The organism is Streptomyces sp. NPDC057654, assembly GCF_042800135.1.
Classification (GTDB): domain Bacteria; phylum Actinomycetota; class Actinomycetes; order Streptomycetales; family Streptomycetaceae; genus Streptomyces.
The window spans coordinates 1-1,810 of the sequence record NZ_JBHVHQ010001245.1 but is presented as its reverse complement, the minus strand read 5'-3'; the positions used below and the strand labels follow the sequence as shown (position 1 = coordinate 1,810).

The 1,810-nt window shown below is 70.4% G+C and carries 2 protein-coding genes and 3 tRNA genes; 2 read left to right on the top strand and 3 right to left on the bottom strand.

Going from position 1 to position 1,810, the window contains the following annotated elements; all coding sequences use genetic code 11:
* Nucleotides 1-69: 69 nt before the first annotated feature.
* The 3 genes from ACFU99_RS42475 to ACFU99_RS42465 form a co-directional block, all read right to left on the bottom strand.
* Nucleotides 70-143 (bottom strand) — tRNA-Ile (locus tag ACFU99_RS42475).
* A 177-nt stretch (nucleotides 144-320) separates the two neighbouring features.
* Nucleotides 321-393 (bottom strand) — tRNA-Asn (locus tag ACFU99_RS42470).
* A 5-nt stretch (nucleotides 394-398) separates the two neighbouring features.
* A tRNA-Asn gene (locus tag ACFU99_RS42465) sits at nucleotides 399-471 on the bottom strand.
* Nucleotides 472-735: 264 nt separating this feature from the next.
* Between ACFU99_RS42465 and ACFU99_RS42460 the strand changes: the two genes are divergently transcribed.
* Nucleotides 736-1,035: a YtxH domain-containing protein gene (locus tag ACFU99_RS42460; RefSeq protein ID WP_363229670.1), complete on the top strand. Its 300-nt coding sequence runs from the start codon at nucleotides 736-738 to the stop codon at nucleotides 1,033-1,035.
* Nucleotides 1,036-1,065: 30 nt separating this feature from the next.
* The coding region (locus ACFU99_RS42455) for an FGGY-family carbohydrate kinase (RefSeq protein ID WP_384403826.1) at nucleotides 1,066-1,810 on the top strand (745 nt) is incomplete at its 3' end.

Genomic DNA, 1,810 nt, shown 5'->3' with positions numbered 1-1,810 from the left:
CGGTTTACGTGGCGGCCCTCGCTGGGACGTTCTTGCTGGTCAGAACGTTTCTGCACCATGAAGAAACGGTGGGGCGGGTGGGACTCGAACCCACGGCCGACGGATTATGAGTCCGCTGCTCTAACCGGCTGAGCTACCGCCCCGTAACGGCGCGTCGCGTACATCTGTGCGCGCCGTCTGCCGCAGCATAGCCGGTCATACGATCTGTTGCCCCTGAGGGTCCGCATCGTGTGACCAGCCTGTCCTTGAGGATGCCGATCAGCCCTGCGGCGGTTCCACGGCACACGAAAAAGGACCCCTGAGGGGTCCTCTTCGCTCTGCTCCCCCGACTGGACTCGAACCAGTAACCCTCCGGTTAACAGCCGAATGCTCTGCCAATTGAGCTACAGGGGATCGCGCTCCCCCGACTGGACTCGAACCAGTAACCTGCCGGTTAACAGCCGGCTGCTCTGCCAATTGAGCTACAGGGGATTGCGCTGTGTGCCTCGAATGCACCCGGCTCCGGGGTCCCGGACGGCGTGCGCTCGCTGCGACACATACATTAGCGCAAGCAGGGGGGTGCTCCGCCAATCGGTATCCCGTGAGTGACCTACGGGCACGACGGGTAGGCGCGCAGCACCGCCGACGCGGGTCGTCGTGGTCCGGGACGGGCGACGGGAAGGGGCCGGAGTGCCGGCCCGGACATGATCGAATGCGGTTCTACGCGAAGAACGCAACGCGAAGAAGGGTGGAGCGATGCGCTACCGGCTGACGTTCATCACCGGAGCAATCGTCGGGTACGTGCTCGGCACGCGGGCCGGACGCGAACGGTACGAGCAGCTGCGCAAGGCCGCGCAGCGGGTCGCGCAGAACCCGGCGGTGCGCAATACCGCCGAGTCCGCCGCGCAGAACGGCAGGGCCGCCGCCTCCAAGGCGTTCGGCGCGGTCGGCGCGAAGGTCGGCGACCGGCTGCCGGGCTCGGTGACCGAGCGGGTGCGCTCGCTGCGGGAGCAGCGGACCCCGGCCGACGACGACTGGGGCACCAGCAACACGTGACGCTCACGCCATAAGGCAAAATCGAGCCTCATGGGCATAGTCGCCGGATTGGACAGTTCTTCCGAGAGCACGCGCATCGTCGTCTGCGACACGGACACGGGCGCCGTGCTGAAGCAGGGGTACGCGCCGCATCCCGCCGACTCCGACGGGGACCCGCAGGCGTGGCTGATGTCACTCGGCGAGGCCGCCGCCGGCGGTCTGCTGGAGGGCGTGCAGGCCATCGGGGTCTCCGCGCAGCAGCAAGGGCTGCTGGCGCTGGACGCCGGCGGGGTGCTCGTACGCCCTGCCATGCTCGGCAACGACAAGCGGGTGCAGTCGGCCGCCGCCGACCTGACCGACGCGCTCGGCGGGCGCGCGGCGTGGGCGCAGGCCGTCGGGTCCGTACCGCAGGCCGGACAGCCGGTCGCCAAGCTGCGCTGGCTGGCGCGGAACGAGCCGGAGGCCGCGAAGCGCGCCGCGATGCTGCTTCAGCCGCACGACTGGCTGGTGTGGCAGTTGCTGGGGCGGCCCGTTCGGCGGACCACGGACCGGGGCGCCGCCTCCGGCACCGGCTACTGGTCCGCGGCCACCGGGCAGTGGCGCCCCGACCTCGTCGAGCTGGCGCTCGGCCACTCCGCCGCCCTCCCCGAGGTCCTCGGCCCCTGCGATCCCGCCGGGCACACGCCCGAAGGGCTGCTGATCTCCGCGGGCACCGGGGAGACCATGGCCGCCGCCTTCGGGCTCGGCGTCGGCCCCGGCGACGCCGTGATCTCCCTGGGCGCCTCCGGCTCGGTCT